The organism is Pedobacter sp. MC2016-24 (assembly GCF_015223055.1).
Classification (GTDB): domain Bacteria; phylum Bacteroidota; class Bacteroidia; order Sphingobacteriales; family Sphingobacteriaceae; genus Pedobacter.
Genome location: NZ_JADFBX010000003.1, coordinates 217654 through 243879, shown reverse-complemented (window position 1 = coordinate 243879; position 26226 = coordinate 217654). Strand labels below are relative to the sequence as shown.

The 26226-nt window shown below is 34.0% G+C and carries 28 protein-coding genes; 9 read left to right on the top strand and 19 right to left on the bottom strand.

All coding sequences use genetic code 11. The features are described from left to right. The first annotated feature begins 3 nt into the window (after window positions 1-3). The 3 genes from IM797_RS09480 to IM797_RS09470 are packed head-to-tail and all read left to right on the top strand — an operon-like array spanning window position 4 to window position 2762. Window positions 4-750 (top strand): WecB/TagA/CpsF family glycosyltransferase, encoded by a 747-nt coding sequence (locus IM797_RS09480; RefSeq protein WP_194126871.1) that lies wholly within the window; start codon window positions 4-6, stop codon window positions 748-750. Then, the gene (locus IM797_RS09475; RefSeq protein ID WP_194126870.1) at window positions 751-1683 is read left to right on the top strand and encodes a GDP-L-fucose synthase; all 933 of its coding nucleotides are present in this window, start codon (window positions 751-753) and stop codon (window positions 1681-1683) included. After that, window positions 1683-2762 (top strand): mannose-1-phosphate guanylyltransferase, encoded by a 1080-nt coding sequence (locus IM797_RS09470; protein WP_194126869.1) that lies wholly within the window; start codon window positions 1683-1685, stop codon window positions 2760-2762. The genes IM797_RS09475 and IM797_RS09470 overlap by 1 nt, the downstream gene beginning before the upstream one ends. 36 nt (window positions 2763-2798) lie before the next feature. On the opposite strand, the gene IM797_RS09465 is transcribed toward IM797_RS09470, so the two are convergent. Then, window positions 2799-3893, bottom strand: a complete 1095-nt coding sequence (locus tag IM797_RS09465) for an acyltransferase (RefSeq protein ID WP_194126868.1) — start codon at window positions 3891-3893, stop codon at window positions 2799-2801. Between the two features lie 527 nt (window positions 3894-4420). On the opposite strand from IM797_RS09465, the gene IM797_RS09460 reads away from it, so the two are divergent. After that, window positions 4421-5983, top strand: a complete 1563-nt coding sequence (locus tag IM797_RS09460; RefSeq protein WP_194126867.1) for a capsule assembly Wzi family protein — start codon at window positions 4421-4423, stop codon at window positions 5981-5983. A gap of 7 nt (window positions 5984-5990) precedes the next feature. Here IM797_RS09460 and IM797_RS09455 read toward each other — a convergent pair whose 3' ends face one another. The 15 genes from IM797_RS09455 to IM797_RS09385 all read right to left on the bottom strand — a co-directional run bounded on the left by IM797_RS09455 (window position 5991) and on the right by IM797_RS09385 (window position 21445). Beyond that, a complete protein-coding gene (locus IM797_RS09455; RefSeq protein WP_194126866.1) occupies window positions 5991-6902 on the bottom strand; it encodes a sugar transferase in 912 nt (303 codons plus the stop codon). Window positions 6903-7073: 171 nt separating this feature from the next. Next, window positions 7074-7625, bottom strand: a complete 552-nt coding sequence (locus IM797_RS09450) for a DapH/DapD/GlmU-related protein (RefSeq protein WP_194126865.1) — start codon at window positions 7623-7625, stop codon at window positions 7074-7076. Window positions 7626-7627: 2 nt separating this feature from the next. After that, on the bottom strand, window positions 7628-8755 hold the full coding sequence (locus tag IM797_RS09445; RefSeq protein WP_194126864.1) for a glycosyltransferase: 1128 nt from the start codon (window positions 8753-8755) through the stop codon (window positions 7628-7630). Between the two features lie 2 nt (window positions 8756-8757). Further along, window positions 8758-9600 carry a glycosyltransferase family 2 protein gene (locus IM797_RS09440; protein WP_194126863.1) on the bottom strand — a complete coding sequence of 281 codons (843 nt, stop codon included), beginning with the start codon at window positions 9598-9600 and terminating at the stop codon, window positions 8758-8760. Window positions 9601-9739: 139 nt separating this feature from the next. Beyond that, window positions 9740-10360 carry an acyltransferase gene (locus IM797_RS28590; RefSeq protein ID WP_304622288.1) on the bottom strand — a complete coding sequence of 207 codons (621 nt, stop codon included), beginning with the start codon at window positions 10358-10360 and terminating at the stop codon, window positions 9740-9742. Between the two features lie 65 nt (window positions 10361-10425). Beyond that, window positions 10426-11658 carry a hypothetical protein gene (locus IM797_RS09430; protein ID WP_194126862.1) on the bottom strand — a complete coding sequence of 411 codons (1233 nt, stop codon included), beginning with the start codon at window positions 11656-11658 and terminating at the stop codon, window positions 10426-10428. Between the two features lie 35 nt (window positions 11659-11693). Continuing rightward, window positions 11694-12362: a CatB-related O-acetyltransferase gene (locus IM797_RS09425; protein WP_194126861.1), complete on the bottom strand. Its 669-nt coding sequence runs from the start codon at window positions 12360-12362 to the stop codon at window positions 11694-11696. Window positions 12363-12376: 14 nt separating this feature from the next. After that, the gene (locus IM797_RS09420; protein ID WP_194126860.1) at window positions 12377-13330 is read right to left on the bottom strand and encodes a hypothetical protein; all 954 of its coding nucleotides are present in this window, start codon (window positions 13328-13330) and stop codon (window positions 12377-12379) included. Continuing rightward, complete coding sequence (locus IM797_RS09415; protein ID WP_194126859.1) at window positions 13323-14330, bottom strand: hypothetical protein; 1008 nt, start codon at window positions 14328-14330, stop codon at window positions 13323-13325. The genes IM797_RS09420 and IM797_RS09415 overlap by 8 nt, the downstream gene beginning before the upstream one ends. Window positions 14331-14370: 40 nt before the next feature. Next, window positions 14371-15348: a glycosyltransferase family 2 protein gene (locus IM797_RS09410; RefSeq protein WP_194126858.1), complete on the bottom strand. Its 978-nt coding sequence runs from the start codon at window positions 15346-15348 to the stop codon at window positions 14371-14373. 10 nt (window positions 15349-15358) lie between these two features. Then, window positions 15359-16912 (bottom strand): hypothetical protein, encoded by a 1554-nt coding sequence (locus IM797_RS09405; RefSeq protein ID WP_194126857.1) that lies wholly within the window; start codon window positions 16910-16912, stop codon window positions 15359-15361. A gap of 50 nt (window positions 16913-16962) precedes the next feature. Then, window positions 16963-19365, bottom strand: coding sequence for a polysaccharide biosynthesis tyrosine autokinase (locus tag IM797_RS09400; RefSeq protein ID WP_194126856.1), 2403 nt, complete (start codon window positions 19363-19365; stop codon window positions 16963-16965). 2 nt (window positions 19366-19367) lie between these two features. After that, window positions 19368-20192 (bottom strand): polysaccharide biosynthesis/export family protein, encoded by an 825-nt coding sequence (locus IM797_RS09395; RefSeq protein WP_194126855.1) that lies wholly within the window; start codon window positions 20190-20192, stop codon window positions 19368-19370. Window positions 20193-20199: 7 nt separating this feature from the next. Then, window positions 20200-20478 (bottom strand): hypothetical protein, encoded by a 279-nt coding sequence (locus tag IM797_RS09390; RefSeq protein ID WP_194126854.1) that lies wholly within the window; start codon window positions 20476-20478, stop codon window positions 20200-20202. 238 nt (window positions 20479-20716) lie between these two features. Next, window positions 20717-21445, bottom strand: a complete 729-nt coding sequence (locus IM797_RS09385) for a tyrosine-protein phosphatase (protein ID WP_194126853.1) — start codon at window positions 21443-21445, stop codon at window positions 20717-20719. A 410-nt stretch (window positions 21446-21855) separates the two neighbouring features. Between IM797_RS09385 and IM797_RS09380 the strand changes: the two genes are divergently transcribed. The 4 genes from IM797_RS09380 (at window position 21856) to IM797_RS09365 (ending at window position 24495) form a co-directional block, all read left to right on the top strand. Beyond that, complete coding sequence (locus tag IM797_RS09380) at window positions 21856-22089, top strand: response regulator transcription factor (protein ID WP_194126852.1); 234 nt, start codon at window positions 21856-21858, stop codon at window positions 22087-22089. Between the two features lie 255 nt (window positions 22090-22344). Next, complete coding sequence (locus IM797_RS09375; protein ID WP_194126851.1) at window positions 22345-22950, top strand: Crp/Fnr family transcriptional regulator; 606 nt, start codon at window positions 22345-22347, stop codon at window positions 22948-22950. 634 nt (window positions 22951-23584) lie between these two features. After that, window positions 23585-24205 carry an RNA polymerase sigma factor gene (locus IM797_RS09370; protein WP_194126850.1) on the top strand — a complete coding sequence of 207 codons (621 nt, stop codon included), beginning with the start codon at window positions 23585-23587 and terminating at the stop codon, window positions 24203-24205. Continuing rightward, window positions 24181-24495: a hypothetical protein gene (locus IM797_RS09365; RefSeq protein WP_194126849.1), complete on the top strand. Its 315-nt coding sequence runs from the start codon at window positions 24181-24183 to the stop codon at window positions 24493-24495. The genes IM797_RS09370 and IM797_RS09365 overlap by 25 nt, the downstream gene beginning before the upstream one ends. A gap of 317 nt (window positions 24496-24812) precedes the next feature. Here the strand turns inward: IM797_RS09365 and IM797_RS09360 are convergent, their stop codons facing one another. Then, window positions 24813-25091, bottom strand: a complete 279-nt coding sequence (locus tag IM797_RS09360) for a hypothetical protein (protein WP_194126848.1) — start codon at window positions 25089-25091, stop codon at window positions 24813-24815. Further along, the gene (locus tag IM797_RS09355) at window positions 25092-25262 is read right to left on the bottom strand and encodes an HNH endonuclease signature motif containing protein (protein WP_194126847.1); all 171 of its coding nucleotides are present in this window, start codon (window positions 25260-25262) and stop codon (window positions 25092-25094) included. 120 nt (window positions 25263-25382) lie between these two features. Here IM797_RS09355 and IM797_RS09350 point away from each other — a divergent pair, with 120 nt between their 5' ends. Beyond that, entirely contained in the window at window positions 25383-25556 is a 174-nt protein-coding gene (locus IM797_RS09350; RefSeq protein WP_194126846.1) for a hypothetical protein, read from the top strand. Between the two features lie 104 nt (window positions 25557-25660). Here the strand turns inward: IM797_RS09350 and IM797_RS09345 are convergent, their stop codons facing one another. Beyond that, window positions 25661-26224, bottom strand: coding sequence for a hypothetical protein (locus IM797_RS09345; RefSeq protein ID WP_194126845.1), 564 nt, complete (start codon window positions 26222-26224; stop codon window positions 25661-25663). Window positions 26225-26226: the final 2 nt, after the last annotated feature.

Sequence of the window (26226 nt, the reverse complement as noted above, 5' to 3'; positions counted from 1 at the left end):
TCTATGCTTCCCAAAAAAAAAATATTATCTATTGATATATCAAATGGCACTTACAGCGAATTTGTAAGTGCCATCATTAATTTGGCAAAAACAAAAACTTCATCTTACGTTTGCGTAGCCAATGTACATATGCTTATTGAGGCACATCAGTCTAAATCATTTCAGCAAATAGTTAACAATGCCGATTTGGTAACCCCAGACGGAATGCCATTAGCCAAAAGCTTTAAACTACTACATAATCAACACCAAGACAGAGTAGACGGCATGAGTTTGTTACCAGCCCTACTTTCTCAATCAGATAAGGAAAATCTTTCTGTCTATTTTTATGGAGGAGCACAAAACATGCTTGATTCCACCTTTGATTATTTAAAAACTAATTATAGCAGCTTAGATATTGCGGGCATGTACTCACCACCTTTTCGTTCCTTAACAACAGAGGAGTCAAAAGAAATAATCAATAAAATCAAAGAGTCAGGAGCCAATATCGTTTTTGTTGTACTGGGTTGTCCGAAACAGGAAAAATGGATGAATGAAATGAAAGGAAAGATCCCTGCTTTGATGATTGGTATTGGCGGTGCGCTACCTGTTTTAGTCGGCATGCAAAAACGCGCTCCAAATTGGATGCAAAAAAACAGTCTGGAATGGTTATTTCGGTTAATTCAAGAACCAAAAAGACTTTTCAAAAGATACTTTAAAACTAACACCTTGTTCCTATATCTTATTATAAAGGAAAAGCTTAAAAAAAAATAAATGGAAAAAGCTTCAAAAATATACGTTGCAGGCCACAATGGAATGGTTGGCTCTGCTATAGTCAGAAAACTAAAAAACGAAGGTTTCGAAAATATCATTACACGTTCTTCAAAAGAATTAGATCTGCGAAATCAACTAGAAGTGGCAGATTTCTTTATAACTGAAAAACCGGAGTACGTGTTTCTTGCTGCGGCAAAAGTTGGAGGTATATTGGCGAATAACATTTACAGGGCAGATTTTTTATTTGAAAATCTAATGATTCAAAACAATGTGATTCATTCTGCTTACGTAAATAATGTTAACAAACTGATGTTTCTGGGCTCATCTTGCATCTATCCTAAATTGGCTCCACAACCTTTAAAAGAAGATTACTTGTTGACAGGGGAGCTAGAGCCCACAAACGAACCGTATGCTATTGCAAAGATCGCAGGCATCAAGATGTGTGACGCCTACCGATCACAATATGGATGCAATTACATTTCTGTAATGCCGACGAATCTTTACGGACCCAATGATAATTATGACCTGAACAATTCTCATGTTTTACCAGCATTGATCCGTAAAGTTATTACTGCAAAGAACAATGGTGACGCAACAGTCACCATCTGGGGCACAGGAACACCAAAAAGAGAATTTCTATATGTAGATGACTTAGCCGAAGCCTGCTTCTATCTAATGCAGAATTATAATGAATCCGGATTGGTTAATATTGGAGTAGGAGAAGATGTGTCAATTCTCGAACTTGCTCAACTAGTAGTTAAGATTGTGGGATTTAAAGGCAAAATCGTAACTGATACTACTAAGCCAGACGGAACACCAAGAAAATTAATGGATGTAAGTAAACTCAATGCCCAAGGGTGGAAAGCTAAAGTTTCATTGGCAGAGGGAATTACCAAGGTATATCAACAAGTAAAAGATTTAAACTGGAATTAATGAATACAAACAACTATGTTCTTATAATGGCTGGCGGAGTTGGTAGCCGTTTCTGGCCAAAAAGTCGCAATAACTTTCCTAAACAATTTCTCGATATCTTAGGCGTAGGGAAATCCTTACTCCAATTGACTTACGAACGTTTCCTAAAGCTTTGCCCTAAAGAAAACATATTTATTGTGACAAATAGTCAATATGAAGAAATCATATTGAATCAACTAAAAGGAGTCACTACAGCACAATTGATCTGTGAGCCCACTAGAAACAATACTGCACCATGCATTGCATATGCATCATTTAAACTCAGAGCTTTAAACAAAAACGCAAGCATTATCGTTGCTCCCTCGGACCATTTCATACTCTATGAAGATATATTTATTGACAAAATAAAACAAGCGCTAAATTATACCGAACATAATCAAGCACTGGTAACCTTAGGAATTTCTCCGACCAGACCGGACACCGGTTACGGTTATATCAAGTATGAATCCCATCAAAATAATGGTGTACACAAAGTAGTCCAATTTAAAGAAAAACCATCTTTAGAACAAGCTAAACAGTTTTTAACAGAAGGCAATTATGTTTGGAATGCCGGCATTTTTATCTGGAAGGTTGGATCAATCATCAATGCATTACAAAAATATGCCACAGAAATTCATCTGTTGTTTGAAAAGGGTAATTTGCTTTACAATACTGATGCCGAGCGCGGCTTTATAGATGAACACTATCCGGCATCTCCAAATATTTCTATAGATTACGCAGTCATGGAACAGGCTGACAATGTTTACACAATACCTGCAGATTTCGGCTGGTCTGATTTGGGCACTTGGGCCTCGCTTTATGAAACTGCTCCTAAAGATGAAAACAACAATGTAATTTCAGCCCAGCATATCAATGTTGCTGAAACAACAAATAGCATAATACAGATTAGCAATAATAAATTAGCTGTCATAAGAGGATTAAACAACTTTATCATTGTGGATGAAGGGAATGCACTATTGATCTATCCAAAGGCTGAAGAACAAGCCATTAAACAAGTCGTGAGTCAAATGACAAATCAGCTTGGTAAAGAATTTATTTAATACGACTTGATGCTAGGCGATTAACCTAGCATCAAGTTAAATTATAATTCCCTCCTTATTATTTTTATTAGTTATTGCTATAACCTTTTTTCCTAGATTCTGACTTGGAACTTCTACGATTCGATATATTAAACCGGAAATACCCGTTGTAACAAACAATATAAGAAGAAACTTAAGGGCGAAATATGCTACTAGATATTTTTGGTTTGTCAATGGAAATCTATCAAAAAAACCAAAATATTCCACACCTTCAACTATCAAAAAGTGAGCCATATACATGCTATAACTGATTTTCCCAAAATACTTAACAACTCGATTCACAACAAGCTTAAAATTTCGCTTTGACAGTGCCATTGCTACTACTCCGAATGCAAAAGTTTGGAAATAAATAAAAAGAAATCCTGAATTAAATACCGTTCCAATTATTAATAACAGTGCAAACACCATAACATAAATTGGCTTGATAGAGCGATCCTGCTTAAAAATAACATAGTAGAAACAAATACCTATTCCGAAGACAGGTATAGATCTTGGAAAAATATATGGAATAAACTGTTGCCAAGTAACCGAGTTAACATCAAAATTGAACCTTGATAATAGAATTTGAAAAAAAATTGAAATACATAGACCTATGATAGTAAATAATACTGCATCGTTCAGAGATTTAATCTTTACGAATAACATAGGCACAAATAAGTAGAAAATCATTTCACAAGAAATTGACCACCCTCCAGGTACAAGTCCATTAACAGTCCAATATGGCGACAAAGTATTTACAAAAAAAACATTACTTAAAATACTACTGATATTGAGAGTTCCTTGATAAAAAGCATAAATGGAATAGAATAAAATTCCTAAATAATATAATGGGGCTATTCTAAAAAACCTTCGGATGAAAAAGTGTAATATAGGTTTGCTATCATTGTTAAAACGTCGTTCACAAGATAAAAATAATGTAAATGCACTGACAATAAAAAAAAGTTGCACTCCCCTAGGACCAAACGCAATCATGGAATTTAAAACTTCAGGATATTCTTTAGGAAACATTTGGCCTGTATGTGCAAAAATAACTAATAGGATTGCATATCCTCTTAACGCATCTACATAATCTAATTTATTAGTTTTTATCATTTTACTAGTCATTTCAGTGAAAAACATTATATTATAACAAGTAGTTTATCTCACTCGAATTTGCAATTCGAGTGAGATAAACTATATAGACGGTAAAGATAACAGTCCATTCCCAAGGCATTAATTACCCAATTTAAATCATAAAATCATAATCCTTTTAATTGCTAATTGCAAAACACCCCCTGCTTGATTAATATAATTTAATCTATTTTAAATATAGGTTTAATATTTTCAAAGCTACTCCATCTACGTTAATATTTTATTACAATCCAACACTTTCCATATACATTATTAAAAAACTAACTAGTTGTTGGATAATTGAGTTCAAAAATTAAGATTATTATGAAACTTTTTATTTCTTTGACTAAATATTCTACCCTATATTTCAATTTTGCAATTGTAAATTCACAACTGTAACCAAAGATCGAATATTCAGTGATATTATAAAATTGGCCCAGAAGAACTAAACAAAAGCTACATTCTGAATACTTTTACCTAAATTCGTAAGATAGGTTTAATAAAAAAAAATGCATCTAAAAATTAATGGCAAATTCTTAAATAAAAGACTTTTATTATTTTTTATTATGAATTTAGTTGTTGTAAAAGCAGCCTTTTCTCAAAAAGACGTTATTCACTCTCAAATCGAGACACAGGTTATTGGTACCACAGACAAAACTGTTCCATTTTGGTTGCGTTCAAACACTTACGGGTCTTTACCAAGCCGCGGACTATCAACTAGTTTTATCGGTCGGTTAAAAAAAGACTTCGATATGTTGCCGATTTCTACCCACAAGCAACAAAAAATGTTTGATTTTGGTTATGGGCTTGAAGCAAGAGCAAACATTGGTTATAGAACAAACTTAAATATAATCCAAGCATATGCAAAATTGCGATTAAGTATATTTCAACTTACGATTGGAAGAACAACCGACGTAATGGGGTTCAACGGTGATACCACGCTTAGTTCAGGGAATTTTTCCGTTTCTGGCAATGCACTAGGCATCCCAAAAATTGACATTTCAATCCCAGAATTTTATAGGTTGCCCCTTTTGGAAGGTTTATTTTCAGTAAAAGGAAATTTCGTACATGGTTGGTCCGGTAAAACTAGAGTTCTTAAATTAATTAAGGACGAAAATGGAAAAGAAAGCTATAATGTTGATGATTATTTTGCTGATACATATTTACATCAAAAATCACTGTATGTTAGATTTGGCAAACAAGATTGGAAACTTAACTTAATTGGAGGATTTAATCATCAAGTTCAATGGGATGACCAAAAAGTGGCATTCGGCGATGATTTCAAACTTTCTTCATTACAAACATTTTTTTATGTTGTGACTGGCAAGGCTTATGGTGGAGAAAAGGTAGCAAGATCAAAAATTGGAAATCAATTAGGATCGATAGATTTAGGTGCAGAATTCAATTACAATAATAATTTAAAATTCACTTTATATAGACAAAATATATATGATGTGGGCGCACTTTCAAAACTTGCAAATATTAGAGACGGGTTGAACGGAATTACTATCGAAAATAAAAATTTTTATTTGCAAAACAGAGGATTGAGCTGGAAAAAAATATTAATCGAATATTTTTATACAAAAGATCAGGCGGGATATCCCTGGTCTATTCCAACTGCTTCAGGCGACGAGGATTATTACAATAACTACTATTATAGAATTGGCTGGAGTTATAAAAGATTGGGATTAGGAAACCCTTTCATCACACCTGCGACTAACGCGAGAGAAGGACAAGCTCATGATCCATTTGACTATTTCATTAATAATCGCGTTATCGCATGGCATATAGGTTTTTTAGGAGCATTCAACGCTTGGGATCTAAAACTCAAATTAAGTTATTCTGATAATTATGGAACTTTTGGTACAAGTCCATATGGAAAATCAACAGGAGGAAAATACTCTAATCCTGTTGATTTATTTAAAACTGTCGGACAATTTTCAATGCTTTACGAGACTGGCAGATCATTTCATAGTAATCTTTATGGAGGAGCAACCCTTGCATTCGATAAGGGTAGCCTTCTTAATAATTCCGTTGGAATTATAATAAAAGTCAGGAAGAGTTTTAACTAATTTAGGATCACTTTAGGATTTTGAGAAAAGTCGTTTCAATTCTAGAGATCAGCCTGGAAATCACACCCATTTTATTAGCAAACCTTTTTTGATAAAATAGATCAATATCAATTGTCTGGGGAAGTTTAAAACTCGACTTGTTTTCTGTATCCATGTTAGGTAAATACCTTTTATTAGATCCATTGGTGTGAGTCGCAAATTCATCAAATCCATTATTAAAAACCTTTGAGTTCACTGGGTAGACAGTAAGCCCACCAATTTTAAATTGGTGATAAAACCATCTTATTGCCCAAGAATCTAATTTTCCAGTCATTTGTTCATGCAACATCTTATTAAGATCCGAACCACCTCTAGAAAAAGATCTTTTAGCAAAAAAATCTCTCTTAAATCTGTCATAATCCTTAACTTTCCAGTCAACTTCAACCCATCTATTCTTCCACGTAGCCCATCCCCAAGACCACCCACGACTTAAAAAATAGGCATCATCATCGTTATATGATGATTGGCCCAAATCAAATGAATATCCAGAAATTGAAAACACCTTATTCTCTATTCCATAAGTATGTAAACAAAGATTCATATATGAAAGAAAATTCGGTGTGGTCCCTAAATCATCCTCTAGGACTATCACACTGTCAAATTTTTCAAAAACATAATTTACGCCAGTGATAATTGATGTCGCAAGACCTTTGTTTTCAAGAGACTCTACGATCTCAACTCTTTTAAATCCTTTAACAGAATGTATATATTTCCTTACTTCCTCAACAACAAATTTGTCTTTGACTGTCTTAGCAGCATCTGAAAATATAAACAACTCACTTTCAATAGCTAAAGTATTCAATTTAAGTGCTTCAACAGTCATTTTTAACGTATCCAGTCTCTTATACGTAAAAAGTAAAATAGGGGCAACTGTCATCATGACATAGAAATTAGATGGAATAATTATAAGATTTTCACTAAAATTAACTTAAACAAGAAAGAATCCGCAACAAAAAGTTGTTATACACAAATATATAAAAATATAGTTGCCTTTTTGTAAAAATGATTAAAAAAGAAGGGCGGGTTATTGTTTACTAATAAATAAATTAATTTACTTGAAAAAAATAAGCTTTGACTTATGAGCTTCTAAGTCTTCTTTTGATTCAAATCTATCTCTAATTTTCTTTGCAGGATTCCCTCCATAAATAGAGTAACTGTCGACATCTTTAGTCACCACAGAGCCTGCGGCGATAATCGCTCCCTCACCTATTGTTACTCCTTGCATGACCGTAGATCCATATCCAATCCACACATCATCCCTTATTGTAGTGACTAGATCTAATCCTTTCCAATTATAATTCTCATCGCGAATCGACATTGCAACGCGAATTGGAATTCCAATTTGTTGAAAGTGGTGATCATACTTACCAACAATTCCAACTTTATTACCTAAAATAACATAATCACCAATGACACAATCCGTTTCAATCAATGAATCTCGTCCTATGTAGAATTTATTTCCAATTACAATTTTATGTTTTGCCCAAATCCTAACTCTTGCACCAGCATGAAATTCATCTCCGATCTGGTAATTCCTCCATTTTACACGGGATAAATATAAATTTCTGATTATTTTAACATAGACAATTATTCTGTTTAACATTTTTAACGGTTTAGTTCTTTATATAAATTGTCAAAATAATCTTCAAATGACACCAACATATTAGACGGCTTAATATCTTTTAAAAAACCAGTTATTGAAGAAATTTTATCAATTTCCTGATTCAGAAGGTTTTCCAGAAGCGCCTTATCATAGGGATCGAAGTTATAACCATTTTCGCCTGTTTTTATTAATGAAGATGCACCCGCAAGTTTTGAACAAAGAACTATCGATCCAGCTAGGAGTGCTTCATTTATTACCGCTCCGAAAGGCTCGTAATGACTTGGTAATACAAATATCTGCGCTAAATTATACCACGAAAGCAATTCCTGACCTTCCATCCTGCCAGGAAAAAATATTTTCTTATCCATCCCATAGTGATTTGATAATAACTTAAGCTGTTCTTTTTGGTCTCCATCACCAATCATGACTAATCTGACATCTTCTTTTTTATGCGCAATATTATAAAAAACATCTATTAATCGATCTAAACCTTTGACCTTTACTAACCGTCCTACATAAAACACGCATTTTTTTCCAATTAAATTAAATTCTTCAATTAATTTATTGGTCTTTGAAAGCGAGTCTATCAGATTATCTCTAAATGTTTTCTCTTTTGTTATTATTGGAAAGACAATTCTCTTTTTACCAGCGCCAAATTTCTGAATATACCAATCTGCGACATCTTGATTAACAAGAATTAGTCCATCTAATTTATTTACCAAAAAATCCCTAAATAATCTTCTCATTCCAACGCAAGTCTTTGCAATTTCCAAGCTATCGTCGCATATGGAAAATAATTGAAAGTCCATCCCATATATTTTCTTAATTAGATAAAGCGAAGTGGTTGTTTGACTATATTCATAAGAAAATACTATCTCGGGTTTTACTCGCCTTATAATAGAAACAAAACCCCACCTTAATGCTCTTGAGCCAACGTCGACTCCTATATTAAGATATTTTGGAGTAAAATTTAAAAGCTTTTTCAACCTACCTTGATCAAATTTCTGATCAAGGTGATTCTCATAGATAAAGAATACTTCCAAATCAAAAGCATCATTTAAACTATTCCAAAAATCAACCCGATAAGGGGCTAATGATTGATGAAATATTAAAATTTTTTTCCTAACCATCGCTAGATTGATTTTCGTTTATTATATATGGAAGGGATGAATGCTCGTAAATGTATAGTAAAAAAATGAAATATTGCGGAAATTGTTCCATTATGCCTTTGATCAAATATGAAGAATTGAAAAGGATTTGTATCGCAAGAAGATTGATGAAGAAGTTTAAATCTTTTGAGCATTTTTTCGTTTGGAGAACACCATTTTGGAAAGCTATCATGTTTTTCACACATCCCAATAAAGTGAGGCGTAATTACTAATCTAGTGCCACTTTGAACTGCTCTAAGCCCATAATCAAAATCGCCCAACGCATGATGAAAAATCTGATCAAGTGACCCTATCTTGTTATAAACTTCAAATGGAATTAAAACACAATTTCCATTAAAATAATCGCAATCCTGTGTCTCTCCATTTGGCGACAATAATTTTCCATTTCTGAATCCTCCATATGTAGACACCATTCCATTTTCTGAGCAAATACTGCCACAAACAATCGTAAGCGGATTATGGGATCGATAGGTATCGTAGAGTATTTCAATAGAATTCTCAAACAAATAGGTATCATCATTTAACCAAATAAAAAAATCAAATTTGCCCTTTTTTAATGCTTCTGACCATGCCAAATACATTCCCCTGTTCCAATACAAATTCCCGTCACCTTGAACAACTTGTACCTCAGGGTGATATTCTTTAACGGCCTTACCCGTACCATCAGTGCTACCATCATCGACCAAAAAAACCTGGATCGCCAAAGTGGAAGGAATCTTCGAATTAAATAAATGAGACAAGCATTCTAATGTCTTATTTTTACGATTGTGGCAAGTCAGAATAATTGCAACATTTTTCATCTTCATTAGAATAATGATTTATAAATTTTAAACAACTTCACACCATTATTTCTCTTAAAATGAAATACAACGTTACGATCCGTCAATTTATCATAAAGAGCTATTGAATGATTAATAGCATTATTTGGAAAGCATGTTTTCATTACTAAGATAATTTTTTTATAAATTTCGCTGGATTTCCACCCCAAACTTCATTTGGTGGGACGCTTTTTGTAACTACAGAGCACGCGCCAATAATACTATTTTCTCCGATAGTAACTCCTTTCAAAATTGTTGAATGTGCGCCGATAAATGCGTTATTATTTATCACGACAGGAAGTCTCTTTGTAAACTTTTTATCCAATAAAGGATCAATCCTATTTGCTTTATCTAATGAGTGAAAATCAGTATCATAGATACAAACACCGCCCCCAAGTTTCACATTATCACCGATAGAAATGTGTAAATGTGCGATAATAGCTGCTGAACTGATTCCCAAATTAGTTCCGATTTCCAAAACGGCATGATTATCTACGAAAAAAACACAAGCCTGAGGCCTTCCAATAGGATTTCCCAATAAATAGTTGTTCATTTTCAGGTCGCTGCCAATAGAACATTTGCCACCTCTAGCAATCATAACATACGGTATGCCTTTTGTCTCAAAATTTTGAAACTTCACCCCATTAAATAAAAATAAGAACCAAGTAAAACAATAATTCGCCTTGAATCTAAAAATATTATAAACCAAACGGACTGCTTTATAAAATAGAGTTAAAAAATTTCTCATATATCTTATATTAGATAAATCACTAATGAAACTACTATCTGTACTTCAAATATAAAACCAGATTTTTAGTTATTTCTCTTGAAAGTTAAAAATGATTTTATTTCTCTGTCATTCATTGACCTAAACTTCGAAGTACAAACCAATCCAATTATAATCCATAAAAAAAAGAAATTTAAGTCAAACTGGGTAAATTCCTCCAAAAAAAACAATAACCAACGTGTCGCTATCAAAATACCCAACATTTTACTTAACCAATTATTAGATTTATAGATTGCATAGTACGAACTTAAAAACAACATTATTCCATATAGTATAACACCTACAACTCCAGAATATAATAATGTATTTAGAAATCCAACTTCAGAACCTGCTCTCATGTTCCCTGTTATGCCTTCTGTAAAATAATCCGAACGATATTTTCCTGTTGCACCTTTGCCAATGAGCCAATCGCTGTTTTCCTTAACCGCATTGAAAACTTCGACATATAGAAATGTTCGAGTATCAGCTGCTAAATTTGATTCTTCAAATGTTTTTGTTTTCACAGAGTATCCTTCATTTTTAGCTAAATCTTCAAACAAATTATACTGACTAGTAATAGCTAAAGTCAATAATATGATAGGCAACGCGAAAATTACAATTTGTAAAAATTTAAACCAAAATACACTAATTATTCTCCTAAGATAAAAAGTTCCAAAAAGTAATATTGCTAAAGATATCTTAAGAATGTTAGTCCTAAAATCCAATATCATTAGAAATGATAATGCTGCCACACCCAATACAAGTATTTGTTGTTTCTTAGTTAGATAGGGAACAAATATGATAAAAAATGTAACTGGAATCATTATTCTTGAATATAGTTCTTCATTCGTCGCAAATGTGAGTGGTAGTAAAAGAAATCCGTAGAGAAATAAATATCTTAGTGTATAGTAAAATACAACTCTAATGTAACCAAGATTTTTTCCTACTAAGAAAGCCAGGGGAATTAACATAAATAGTGATGAACTCAATAGTAAAAACTTCCAATCCCAATAGCCAGATGATTTAAAAGCTCCGTGTATTATCGTGACGATATTCCATCCTAAGAATAGTTTAAAGGATAGATATATAGAATTTGGCAATCCTAGCGCCCATTTAGTCCTTCTTGCAACATTAATTAAAAGAAAAAGAGAAATATATTTTGTAAATAATAGAATTGGGGTAAAATAAGCATCGCCAAATCCGCTCAACGCAATGTAGAAAAGCGTATCAGAAATGATAAAACATATTAGGATAAAGATCAGAATTTTTTTATAACCCATTTAGTTTATAATCTGTATGTTAAACATATCTACCATTAAGTTTTAAACTTCTCGTTAAAGTCTTTAATTTCATCTAAACTCTGTAGCCACCAATTAGATTCAATAAGCTTGTCTATTACATTTTGTTCGAATCGATACTTCAATATTTTTGCAGGCACACCAGCAACAATTGAATAGGGCGGCACATCTTTGGTAACCACGGAATTCGCAGCAATTATAGCACCTTGGCCAATTTTAACACCGTCCAGAACTGTCGCTCTTGCTCCAATCCAAACATCATGGCCTATAGCAATATTAGAATATTCATTAAATCCAACGTCTCTTTCTAGAATATGGATATTAAAAGGCGTTTTTCTGCGGTAAAAAATTGGTGATGTAGATATTAGATCAGTCGGATGGGTACCTAATCCAATAAATACATCATTAGCAATTGAGCAAAATCTTCCAATCGAACTGTTTTGAATAGTACAGTTGTAACCGATGTAGGTGAAGGAATCAATATTCACATTATTTATTATACAATTATGATAGATGTGAACGTTCTCGGAAATTTTACAATTCGGATTAATACTAGTATTAGCTCCTACTATTACATCTCTAAATCTAATCGTGTTATGTATATCTCTAGCACCAACCTTCCCCAACTGTATCAACTTTAAAAAAAAGCCTGGAATTAGCAATAATATTCTAGTTAAAATATTCATCTTTCTTAAGCTTTTTACCAATAACAGGCATCTTCCACTGCTGATGCATTTTTAGGTCTTTCATTTTCACCTGGCCGAACCCAATACTCGTTAAATAAATTAGCGTATGGCCATACAATAAATCGTTCCCATCTTTTACCTTTAATCCCAAATAACAACTGTGTTGCACCAGCCATGTGTATAGCCTTCTTCCCAATCCGCTTGACATGAGCAGCAAGAGGAAAACCATATGCACCACAACCAATGATACAAATATCAAAATCTGCATTATCAATTTGGACTTTCATTGAATCAAGAGCCTCAAACCAGTCAACAAAACCAGTGTCCTCCCCAGCAACGCTTTGAACTGCTTTTATGGTTGTTAACTGGAAATCAGGCAATAAGTCGTTTTCAAATAAAAACTTTCTCTTTTTATATTGCATTTCTATTGTCTCTGCAAAAGGATGAACAACAAGTACCTTTTTCCCTTCAAGCGCTCTCGTCCATGGATTGGAGGTAAAGAAAGGCTCTAAATCTTCCAAAACTATTTTTTTTGCATTTATAAGATGTGATTCGAAATAAGCCTCTTGGTTTAACCAAGAGCCCAAAACATCTACCTGAGAAATATCATTTATCATTAGTCTACAAAAGTCTTCAACTTTTGAACTTTCAGCCGGAAAAAAACCACTCCATTTTTGTAATTGCCTAATCGTCTCTGGACTCCACCACCACATTAAAGATTTACCTGTAATAAAATCTTTCCAATTTCTATTATTTTGTTTGATCCCCATATAATTGACTAAACTGAGCATTTCCGTCGATCCAAATCTTGCAATCATACAGGGCTGGTCACTCATTAATATTTTAAAAATCAAATCATTTGAATACTCCTTATTCGAAAACATATTCCAGTTCCTTCCAGATAAAACTACTTTATTGCTATAAAGCGAATGAATTTTACGCAGAGCCTTTAATATATACTTATTCATAGTTTAAGAGTTTATTGGTATCAAAATTAGCGTTATCGTCTACAAGAATCCAATCGTCTGTTTTTGGGTAGTTATGCCAAAATCTTTCCGGGCAGATTTTAATTCCGTTATTTAGCAGTGCGGGTTTGTAAGAGAAAGAACTTTTACTAGTAATCAAGAGATCCGCATAAACCATATGCAAGAAAGATTCTTGAACATCCATATCTAAACAAAAATGGATATTATTAAATTTGCTAAACTCAGGAAAGTCATGGATTTCCCCTTGAGAAAATAGGTAAATAGCGATTGGCTTCTCAACTCGCAGATTTTCTACAACTTTATTGAGAACCTTTTCAAAGTAACTATTATCCTGCCACCTCATCAACAAATTATGACTTTGATTTTGCTGGCCAATAACAATATCTCCACGACGAACGTGAATAGCAATATTAAAAAAATTATTAGAATACTTTAAGTTTTCGTTTGTCCTGCATTTTGCATTAAAGAATTTGCGTTTCAGTTCTCCGATATTTCCATATTGATCTTTATAAAATTGATCTTGTTCTAATATAAAAACAACCTTTCTAGAACTATAAGATTGAATAATCTTTCTAATCAATTCTAAACTATGAAAATTATTTTCGTCGAACATAGGCAATCTAACAGTTTGAAAATCTCTATTATTAATTAAGTCATCAACAAGAACCTCATCCTGACCTAGTCCCAAAAAATATTCCCATTTTTTTGATTGAAACGGGACATGAGCAAAATTTAGATTAAATAACTTCGCAAACCAATACCCAGCAATCCAATTAGCTAGTTGATGCCCTATGCCAGCACTTCGATTTGGCACACCAGCTAAGAAATTAATTTCAAATGATGATTTTGAATTACCCCCAAAAATAAAATAATGCCAATACGCCCAATAAAACTTGGGGTAAAAAGATTTAGACTTTGTCCTATCAACAAGGGTTTTCCTAATACGAGCTCTAATTTTTTTTAAAACCTCAAAATATCTCATGCTATAATTACCGATATGTCTTATTAAATTTAAAATCTAGCTACTTGTTACCAACAACAGGAAAGCCTCTTATTCTCCATCTAACCTTAGTTAAAAGAATAAAAAATGTAGCAATTGACTTAAACCGAGCGTCCCTGTAAAGTTGCAACTCAAAATTTGAAAATAGACCTTTAATACGAGAATCCAACCCATTCATTATAAGCTCAATAGAACTATAATTATTATCTCTTAAGTAGGTAATGATTTCATGCCTTAATTCATATTTAAGAAAAATTTTATAAGTAGGATTACGGCAATCTAGTTTTAACCAATTCTCCGTTACGAAATTATAACGATCAACAACATGATTCAAATTAGAGTTAATAGAAATGCTAGTTGCCTGACCCAAAACACCTCCAACATAGATACTCAAAGGTAAACCGCAATATATTACAGTCGTAATCAAGGCTAGCGAAAAAAACAAAGCAAAATCTTCATTTCGTTTCATACCAACAGGAAAGCCTCCGGTTTTCCAAAATTCAGATTTGAGAACGACTGTAGCACTTGTATGAAGGAAAACATGAGGATTTTGAAAAAAGTCAATCGGTCCAATACTACCTTGAAGATTCGAAGCAATCCGTAAACTCTCTGTTCCATCTCCATTTTTCACTATTCCCGCGGAACAGAACATACCGCCGTTCGGAAAAGATTCGATTGCCGAATACATTTCAGTCAGATAATTGGGCATCCATTCATCATCAGCATCTAGAAAAGCAATATAACGGCTTATAGAACGCTTAACACCAAAATTTCTCGCAGCACTAACACCTTGATTTTCCTGACTTATAACCTTTATACGCTGATCACGAAAAACTGAATAAATTAAATCTACACCATCATCTGTTGAACCATCATCAACCAAAACAACTTCAAAGTCGGTGAATTTTTGCGCAAGGACCGTATTTAAAGTGTTTTCGATAGTATGAGCTTTGTTGTAAAGTGGAATTACTATCGAGAAAAAAGGCTTATTATCTTTCATAGCAATTATATCAATCTTTTTTTAAAAATTTAGACTTATTGATTAACTTTTGAAAAATCCCTTTGATAATTGCTCTAAGATTTTCCCGCTCCAAATTAGAAAACCCGATGAACCATACACATACAATAAAAGAAACACTACTTAAAATTAAAACAATTAACAGTCTCAAAATACCGTCTTGCATGAAAAACAAAGGTACTGAGGCAATTGCTAACACCATAAAGAATGACGATATACATCGTAATAGAACATTTCCAACAAAATGAGATATCGATAGTCCGAGATTCTTATTTGAAAAATATAAAATCAAGGCAGACGCCATTATTGAATACACAATAAAAACAATGTACAAGGCATAGGGAGGAAATCCAAACTTAAAAAGCCCATATGAAATTACGAGTGGAAAAAAACACAAGATGGAGGCAAAAATCTGATATCTCCTTATATTCCCTTCCGCTGAAATCGATGAAGCTAATGTTACAAAAAGTTGTTCTATTAAATTACGAATAAGTAATAGCCTACAAAAAATTACGACATATTGAGGTACATTCTTTAACCAAAATTTAAATATATAAGGCATTTCAATTAAAACCGGGACAAAAAATAACATTAATAGAAAGAAGGAAACCTTCCCACCCATAATAGATACTTTCAGCATCAACTTTCTGTTACCAGCCCCCTCGCTTTTATCTATTAATGGATTTAATGCTTTTAGCATCGTACCCGCAAAAACACTTAGTTGACCGCTGACTTGACCCGCTACTCCTTGAGCGGCATTAACTATTGGCCCAAAAAAAATATTTAAAACTATTCCTTGGCCATAATTAGAAATCATACTGCTTGAAGAACCTAAAAAAGACCATCCCGCAAATCCAGTCATTTCCTTAAACACTGCACGATCAAAATATTTTTTTAAATTAAGCTCACATTCAGGGTATTTATTTTTGCAATAAATTCGCCTAATAAGTAAAAGAACAACAGATAATACGGCAATTAACAGGCCATAAGAAACCAATCTATCGAATTCGGTATAGCATATATAAATAGCAATAAAAAGTTTACAGACTGCCTCTAATATTCCTAACAGAGCAAATAACAACATATTTTCATGAGCATTTATTACAGCATCATATGGAACAGAAACGATTGAAAATAGTGTACTAACAATCATAAACTGAAAAATGAGTTTAGCCACACCCATTCTAGCTTCCGGAATATTTAAAACACCATTAAAAAGAAAATATCCTGCAATTTCAAGCACCAATAGAACAAAAAAACCGATTATAATATGAAGAATAATGCTTACATTAAATATACTTTTCGTTTTGAGGAAATCCCCAGCACCTTCAGCATAAGACATAAATCTCTGCGTAGCTGAAGCCATTGCTGTGTTCAAAAACGTAAGCATAGATATTGCGCCGGCTACCAAATTAAATATTCCAAAGTCATTAACACCTAGGCCATTTAAGATTAACCTAGTTGTATATAAAGAAATAAAAATTGTAATTGCCATACGGGCATATAATATGCCCGTATTTTTCACAACTCTGGTGGCAGAATTCATATATTTTTATTGACTAATAGCACATTAAACATTTAAAGAAAATTCGCCTGCTATGACTTCTTAAAATTCCACCATTTTTTTTCCGGCTCATCTAGTCCATAACTTCCATAACCATAGCCATAACCATAGCCACCATAGCCATATCCATAATAACTTCCAGAGTTACTGCTTATATCATTTACAACAATTGCAACCTTTCGTAGCTTTTCTGTAGCATGTAAGTCATTCACAATCGACAGTTGAGATTTAAAAGTAAATGCCTGCCTAGTAATATATAATGTTAAATCAACAAAGTTTTCAATTAGTAAGGCATCGGAAACTAAGCCAACTGGTGCACTATCGATTATTACATAATCAAATTTTTCTTTCAGAAAGTCTATTAAAGTTTTTAACTTTTCATTTAGAAGTAACTCAGCTGGATTTGGGGGAATTGGACCTGATGATATCAATGAAACATTTTTATGTATCGTCGTGGGTGTAATTATATCCTCTATACTAAGTTTCCCAGTTGCAACATAATTAGAAAATCCGCTTTTGTTAACCATTCCAATATTTGTAGTAAGTTTTGGTTTACGCAAGTCCAACTCCATAAGTACAACAGTTTTGTTCCCGATCGCCAATGCATTTGCAAGATTCAATGAAATGAAAGACTTACCCTCGCCACTCATACTACTTGTAATCATTATAACATTTGGTTGATCGGCTTTAAGTAAGAACTGCAGGTTAGTTCTTAAGCCTCTAAATTGTTCGGAAATAATCGATCGGGACTTACTATCGATTACTAAACTACTATTATCCGCATTATGACTAATTTCACCAACCACTGGAATTGAAGTCCCGGACGTTAAATCTTGCTTTGTCTGAATTCTAGTATTCAACATCTCCTTAAGGCTTAAATATCCCAAAGGCAAAACTAGGCCGATCAACATACCTACCAGATATACCATTCCTTTTTTTGGCGAAAACGGAGCATGTGCACTTTTAGCAGAATCAATTATTTGAGAACTGCTGAATGTTGATGTTCGACTAATAGCAGTTTCCTCACGTTTCTCGAGTAAGAAGATATACAATTGTTGTCTTAAGTTTTGTTGCCTAGTATAGTCTAAAAACTCTCTCTCTTGCTTCGGCACCTTTTTTATCTCCGACGTTATACTATTATTATTTTTTACAAGTTGAGTTTTTGCCTGTATTAAGTTATTCCTGTATGAATTAAAGCTTTTTACCAAATTTTTCCTAACAGTTTCAATTTGCTCATCAAGATTACGAACAATTGGGTTTTCTTCCGTATAAGCCAACATCGCCTTATCCCTTTGTATCAACAATTCGTTGTAAAGTCCGACATAAGTTGTAAACACTGGGTCTTGGACGTTTAAAGAACTTGGGATAATCCGCTTATTAGCAGGATTGTTTACATAGGCTGAAATACTTTGAAGCACATTTAATTGAAGTTCTGCCTCATTTAATTTCTTATAATAATCTGATGCATTAGTCACAAGTGCCTGAGACTGGGCTGTTATATCAGCCAACTGGTTTGATTCCTTAAATGTCTCTATTTGAGTTTCAATGCCTTTAAGATCGGCTGTAACACCGGCAAGCTGACCATCAATAAAATGCAAAGTACTATCTGCAATGCGTTTTTTATCTTCGAGATTATCCCTTAGATATAGATCCATCAAAGTTTGTAAAATTTGCTCACCTTTACTCGGTACCGAATAATCAAAAGAAACTGAAATAACAGTGCTCTGTTTACTCGTTATCACAGCGTTAAAACTTTTTATTAGAGATTCGGCTCTGGAATCAATAGACTGAATATTTAAGCTATACACAAAATCACCTTCGATCATTTTATATCCAGGCTTAAAAGTAAACAATAATGTATATTGAGGCAATTTGACTAGTTTTCCATATGGAATTACCATATCAATTCCTTGATCACTACTCTTTAAATGAAGAGAACGACTTGTTATGTTGTCAATTTGGTAACTTTTAGGTTGAATTGTATCTGTTTGAGAAACAATTTGAACGGTATAAGGAACTAATGCATCTTCAACTTCCGTTGAACGCAACTTACCTTTCATACCATGAATAATGTTTAAATTCAGTTTTCTAACAACCTTTGTCATTAGAGTCCTAGATTTCAGAATCTCAATTTCGTTTTCGGCTGAACTCGATCCTCCAAGTAGAGATCCAAGATCCATATCAGCAATCAGCCCTTTACTTCCTGAAGGACCACTTTTTTCATCCTTTACCAAAATTTTTCCGTCAATGTGGTACGCTGTATCAGCAAATTTTGCATATATAACAGCAAGGAAGGTACATAAAGTAACACCAATCAAAAATAAAAACCAATTGGCTAATATTTTATCGATGTAAGATTTCAAGGTTTGACCATTATCTTTTTCTTCTTCATCTAAAAAAGGATCAATTTGCTTCGTTGTGTAATTCGTAGACATATTTAAAAGCGGCTTACAAGGACTACAATAAAACTTAATAAGGCAGAGGCGATAGATATATTTCGTATTTGAGTACCGTCACTATTACTAATTTTAGCCTTATTTGGCTCCACATATATTTGATCATTTTGTTGTAAATAAAAATATGGAGATTGCATAGCGCTAGCTTTATTCAAATTAAAACGAACTGCAATCGTTTTACCATCTTCTCGCTGCCGTAGAAGTAATATATTATCGCGTTTCCCGTAAATTGTAAGATCGCCTGCATAACCAATTGCATCGAGAATACTTACTTTCTCATTCAAGACGGTATATGATCCAGGTCTTTGAACTTCGCCTAGAACAGTGACTTTAAAATTTGCAAACCGAACTATTACTGAAGGATCTTTGTAATATCTATTTGCATTTTGAGAAATTAGAACTCTGGCTTGCTGGGTAGTTAAGTTACCTACCATAACATCCCCTAAAACGGGAATAGTAACATATCCTCTTCTATCGACTAAATAACCATAAGTGACACCCTGGTTGGTAATAATACCTCCTGTACTGGGATTACTACTGCTACTTAAAGGAGAAGAAGTAGTTCCTTGGGCATTTAAGGTGTTAATCGTATTACCTGCAGACGGATCCACCGTTTGTATTGCTATATATAATATATCGTCTGATTGAATCTTCGGCTCAATATAACTAGCAGTATTCAAGGTCGTCGATACAGAATCAGGTATGTCTTGAAAGTACTTATAATTTTTAATGCTCCCACACGAAGTTAAGATTGCGACTAATAAAGAAAATGATAAAAGGTAAAATAGGGACAAAGGCTTTGGCATAAAAAAACTATTTATATTTTTGTTTAGATGAATTTTTGAAATAGTCAAAGAGAATAAAGGCAAACCCTATCAGTACCACTAAAAATGGCCACATGGTTAATAAATCCCTCCATTTAGACAAATCGAAAAATGCCCCCACCTCAGGTTTATAATCAAAACTGTACATTACACTCCCCAATCCTACAAGAATAAGAAATGCTCCAAGAATGAGTGAACGATATTTTTGTGCATAACCACCAACGCTGCGCTTCTTCGTTCTTCTCCTACGTCTTGATGTATCAGTCATTATTTATTTTTATATTTCTATTTTATCATAATACTCTCCTTATAGGACAGAGATTAACTAACTCTTAGCATCAAATGCAAAACCTATGTAAAGAGATTTCAAATATAGGACATTCATAATAAATTTAACCTATTTGAACTTATGAGTAGTGTGTTTTTTTGAATAAGTGTAAATATATAAATTTTGGACAAAAATAGTTTAGTTGTAACACAATGCCTATACCTCTAATTAGGTATTTCTACTTAAACAATTCCAGATTTTTGAATTCATATCCTCCTATGCTTTTATGCAATAAACCTGAACGCGTATAATCAGTCAGTACCTCTAGATGCTTATCATGATGTAAATCCGTAGCAGACAAATCATAAAAACCCTTCTTTAGCAAATATTCGGCTGCCATCTTTACTTCTTTACCATAGTATCCTGTTACAGCTAATAAATTTAACTGAAAAAGCACCTTCATATCCTTAAACCTGTGGTAACGCTTTTCATTTTTATGATAAAAATTATACCGTTCAGGATGAGCAAGGATTACGGTAAAACCTTCAATTTGCAAATCAAAGATCACTTGTTCAATCTGAGGGCTTTCTGACAGATAAGACATTTCAATTAAAATATGCTTATTCGGCATACACATTAATGCTTCATCGATCTTAAAAGTCTCGTCTATCATATACTCGGCTGCAGCGGCAATTTGAATATCCACCCCCTCTTTTTTTAACGCAGCAGTCGTGAGAGAAAGAGCTCCATCGATACTTTCAGGAGTATTGGGATACAATTCAGTAAATATATGCGGCGTACATATAAATTTATGAAACCCCAATTCAGATAACCCTTTAATGAGTGAAACTGACGTACCTACATCAACAGCACCATCATCTATACCGGGTAACAAGTGAGAGTGCATATCTACGCCTAACCATTCCACATGATCTACATGTGTTTTTTTCTTGAAAAATGAAAACATTTCCTTTAAATAATATACGTAAGTAATTAATCCCTGTTTTCGTAGCGTAGATGAGAAAACACTAATTGATAACAAAACTATAAAAAAAACTGAATAATCATAATTTTGTTACATTAACATTCTATTATTTTTTAAGAAAAATTTAAGGTTTTTGTCAGGTTTCTCCATTAAAAAGCTTCAAAATTGTTAAACGAGCATAAATTAGTTACATCTTCAACCAAAAAAGCAAAAAAATGATTTCATATACAGCATGTAAATTAACTTATCATTGATTTACTATGATTTTTATTGCCTTCCGAGCTAAAAAACGTATTTGTCCACCATTTGTCCACCCATGAAATACCCTTTTATAAATAGATTCGGCCACCTTTGAAGCTCAAACCTACAATTAGCCGATTCTATTTACTTACATGATGAACATCGAGAACACCGATCAGATAAAAGAGGAACAGAAACTATTTTCAAAAAGAGAAGTCGAAATCTTACAATTGATGGCCGAAGGTTGCACGAGTAAAATGATTGCTGAAAAACTTTTTATAAGCGAGCACACTGTCATTGCGCATAGAAAAAACATGCAGCAAAAGACAGGTCTCAGCAACGCCATAGCCTTGGTTTATTTCGCTGCTAAAAACGATATTATTTAAGCAGATTAGCCGGCGACACACTACAAATCTTATTTATGGTCTACCATGTTCGGAGATTCTTCGGACATTCCTCTGTTATGGCCCTTAAAAAGCACTTTTCTCCGAAGAAGCTCAGAAGGAGGTCGGAAGGAGCCCAGAATATGCTCACTCAATTTTTTCTCAAAATAAACTGACTTGTAACATTTTGACAGCCAGTACATCCCAAATCAAAGTAGATAAGCAGTTTATCTATAATCACCTATTTAAATTAACACAATGCCAGAGAAAAAATTAACGAACATGCTGACCAGGCATCACCAGGTTAGCAATGCACTGGGGCTGCACTTACAAGACAAAAGCACACTCCGAAAGCAGATCCTCAAGAAACATGAAATGCTGTTTAGACCTTTCGGCAAAACCGATGAGGCACATTACATCTACACAGGTATGTGCAAGATATATTGGAGAAATGAAGATAATGAGGAAATGATATTCGGTTTTTTTGGCGAAGATGAGATTGCCCTCTTACCGGAAGAATTCATTCTGGAAATCCAAAACCAGGATATGTATATGGAAGCGGTGATGGACACGGTGGTTTACACCATTACCAAAACACAAATGAATGAGATTTATCAGCAATATCCAGAAGCAGCAGTGTTAACAGATATCATTGTAAATAACATTTTTCGCAAACGTAAGCGGCAACTATGGATATTACTACTACCTGAAGGTTGCAGGTATGAGTGGTTTTGCAGCTGGTTTCCAGAGTTACGGATGCTTCTTGTGGATAAGGATATTGCTTCCTTTTTAGGTGTGAGTAAATCTACCTTACTTAGAAGCAAGAAAGATCTGCTGTTTAAAGAATTAAAAGGTAAGAAATAACGCTTTCCACCAGGATATCAATGCCTTATAAAGCAAAGATATCCTGGTGGCTCAAGCTTACAAAAAAAGACTCCATATTTTTAAAAAGTATTCAACATCAGTATATTTAGGAGAATTGGTATCCATAAGATCCTATGAATCATATAAATTTTATATGCGTTAAGTTGGTTTAGAAATATTCTATTCTATATATTTACATAGCAATCAATCAATAGCTATATGATTTAGATAAAAAACGAACAACATAAATATACTTCTTAAACAATGAGGTATTAATTCAAGAGTCTCTCCTGCAAAATTCTGACAAACTAGGAAAGGGACAATAGATTGATGCCCATAACGAATAATGTTGTACTTTTGAAGGTGCACTATGGCGTTATGGGCTCTATTGTAATTCCATTTCCAAGGCCGTCAGAAGCCCTGCAGGGTGGTATTTAGAGCCCGCTATAGTGCATCTTTCTTTTATATAGCGTTTTCCAGATCCGCTTTAGACTCATATCAAATTGAAATCAACAACAATTTATATGAATACTAAAAAAACAATCCACATTCAACTTAAGCAGCTAAAGTTTTTAAGCTTGCTCAGCGCCTTCAAAGTCACCAGAACCAGCAACCGTCATTTCATTTCAAGAAGATGAATGCGTACCGGGAATTATCAGAAAAGCAACTCATTTACCTGCTCCAGAAAAAGGATCTGGTTGGTTTTAAGCACCTGTATACACATTATTATACGGGCCTGTTTAACATTACAAAAGCAATTCTAAAAGATCAGGAGCTGGCGGAAGACGTACTTCAACTGACCTTTACAAAAATATGGTGCTCGGCAGCACAGTATACGCCGCAAAGAGGGCGACTGTTTACCTGGATGCTGAATATTGCGAGAAACAACGCGCTGGATGTGTTGCGTAGCAAGAGCTACAAAAATTCCTTACAAAACCTGCAGATTGACGGGAATCCGGATATGTATTTGAATATAATTGAGGCGCAATCCCAGTTGGTGCTTTCGGTAGACGGTATAGACCTGTGGTCAATTGTCCGGAAGTTAAACGTAAAAGATTATGAGGTGCTGGAACTGGCCTATCGAAATGGGCTGACTCATAAAGAAATTGCCTCCCTACTGGAAATGCCTATGGGAACCGTAAAAACGAAACTCAGAAATGCTTTGATCGCTGTCAGAAAGTCGTTTGAGAAAGATATCAAGATATACCACAACATAGAAAACAATAAAATATGTACAATCAATACCAGGCCATAGGAAGGCTGATCATCAATTTAAGAAATGGTCGCTTTTTGGAAAATGAAGATGCGTTCATTGCTGAATTAGAGGAAGAATTCAAGGGCATTACCCTGCAACTGGGCTATTACTGGCTGGAAAAATTAGATGGTTGGGAATACAACATCAATTTTCACCGCGCAGAAGCTGAACGCCTCAGAGACCTGGTGCCATACGAGGGCGGCCCGTCAACTGCACAAGCCCGGGTGTTTATACACGAGCAACTGACAGAGCAAATGCGCAGATTGGATATTTTAAACGGAATAAATTAAACAGTCAGTAACACAACAAGACATTTCTGGATTTGCTACAAATACAGCCTAATCCAAAGTCTGATACATTAAATTGTACAATAACGATCTGATTAAGAAAATTATTTGATGATTTTCTTAATCAGATATCGTACTTTAAAGGATAAAATCTTTCCTATCTACTAAAGTTTTTGATTGACCAACAGAGAACCGTCTGTTAAATACACAAATGAAACATCCTTATCTCGAAACTCATTTTTTGTACTTCTGAATTGCTGCATTGCATCCAGACAAGGAGTATACCATGCACCTTTAGAACTTTTTCACCTTAAATAATTTTAGTTTACCGACACAATTTGCCACTTTTCATTTTTGGTGCCTCTCATAGCTTCAAGCCCCAAAGGCAATCCAGCTAATTCTACTACTGTCAGATCTATACTTAACACCTCTCTAAGAGAAATAACCACATAATCTTCATCTTTTAAGTCTTTTTGTTCTCCATTAAACTGCCAGCTTCCATCTTCAAAATGGTAGACATACAATATTGGATAATTTCCCTCTACTACATACTTGGTTGTTAAAACAGCTGTATCTAAGCTTTCATTGAATTTTTTCATCTAATGATCTCTTTTACCTAAATTTTCTCTTTTTGACAAGACTTGCATATTTTTATAACTATTAGAACCTCCTTTTGAGCGCGCTTCAACATGATCAACTTCAGCTGCATTCATATTAGCCTTTTCTCCTTTTTTGATAACCTTAGGAGCGTCTAATACCTTTCCACTCATATCACTTTAAAGAACGCCCCCATTTGCATCTTTATTAGCTCCTAATATTCGAGTTCGCTGAGCACTTGTTGTTTTCAACCCCTCCCCAACTGTCATAAGTTCCTTTTGTAATGGAACTTTATGAACGTCTGCTACAAGCTGAACGGGAAAAGAACGAACTCCTTAAAGGCAGTAAGTAGCCCCCTGCAGCAGAAACCGAGTTGCGAAGGTTTCCTTTCTCCTTCGCTCCTAAGCGAAGGCAAGCAGGTTTTTGGGCACCCAAAAACACAACTTGCAGGTATAAAAACAAAGTAGGTTAACCGTATATGCAACTAAGCGTATATACAGCCTATCAGATAAACAGCAAAGCCTGGTTTCATTGAACCAGGCTTTGCTGTTTATCATTCGCCCCTACAGGACTACAATTGCCAAGAAAAACTACTTAAGTAATTGACAAATAGATTATAATTTCTTGGTGCTATATTATAAAGTAGAAAAGTAACCCCTTTCTTTTTAACGACCAATTGTTTGTATTTAGCATTGAGAGGTATTCTCTTAATATCAAACTTGCTTTTTGTAAGAGTTAACTTTGATTGGATAATCTGATCTATCTCGTCAACCTTAGGAGTATACGATAACTCATTTTCAGCTACCGATGTACTGTCTTCCAAATCAACCACAACCATAACAGACTGATTATTATTGTAATAAAAAACAAAATGAGTTGACCCGACCACTTCGTAGTATTTTAGATCTTTAGGTAGTGCTATTTTAAATGACCTTGGATATATCTTCTCCTTGTCTCTAGTTAATGGTATACTTGTTTTATAAGAGAATACATTACTATCAGGATAGATTGTGAGGTACCCCACGGTCTTAGGTAGCTTATCTTCTTTTGCTACAGCATCAATATATCTATTGCACGCAGCACTAACACTTGCCAATACCAGGATTATATAAATGAAAGGATTTTTAAGCAGCATAT